Annotated in this window: 1 protein-coding gene; it reads right to left on the bottom strand. The window is 48.6% G+C overall.

Annotation, left to right across the window (positions count from 1 at the left end; all coding sequences use genetic code 11):
* Positions 1-763, bottom strand: a 763-nt coding sequence (locus KIV40_RS33930; protein WP_285353838.1) for an ATP-binding protein, incomplete at both ends; no start/stop codon positions are given.

Below are 763 nucleotides of genomic sequence, written 5' to 3'. Positions count from 1 at the left end.
TTTACGTGTGTACCACCCTGTTTGGTCGGTACTAGGTTCACGTAACTTTCGGTGATCATCTCACCGCCTTCCGGCTGCCAAATTACCGCCCAGTTGGCCATTTCCGTTTCAGCAGTAAACTCGCCGATGTATGGTTCTTCTGGCAGTAAGGTGTAACCCTTAACGCCTTCCGCTAAATAGTCTTTAAGGCCATCTTCATAGAACCATTTGTGTTCTTCGTTGTTCACCTTATCGCTGAAGGTGATCTCTAGACCTGGACAAAGTACCGCTTTCGCACGCAGGTTATTCACCAAGCGAAGTACTGAGAATTTAGAGCTATCGAAGTACTTGGCATCTGGCCAGAAGTGTACCGATGTACCGCTATTGCGCAGGCCACAAGAGCCAGTTACAGTTAGGTCAGTGACCGCAACGCCGCTTTCAAACGCAATTTCATGCACCTGACCATCACGACGAACCGTTACTTCAACACGCTTAGAGAGCGCGTTCACTACCGAGATACCTACACCGTGTAGACCACCCGAGAACTTGTAGTTATTGTTTGAGAACTTACCACCTGAGTGAAGCTTAGTTAGGATCAGCTCAACACCTGAGATGCCTTTCTCTGGGTGAATATCGACAGGCATACCACGACCGTCGTCCACCACTTCCAAAGATTGGTCAGCGTGCAAGACCACTTTGATCTTCTTCGCGTGGCCAGCCAATGCTTCATCTACAGAGTTATCGATAACTTCTTGGGCTAAGTGGTTTGGCCTTTCAGTCTCAG

This window comes from Vibrio sp. D173a (genome assembly GCF_030248475.1).
The sequence above is the reverse complement of the archived record's forward strand: the minus strand, read 5'-3'. Positions and strand labels throughout refer to the sequence as shown.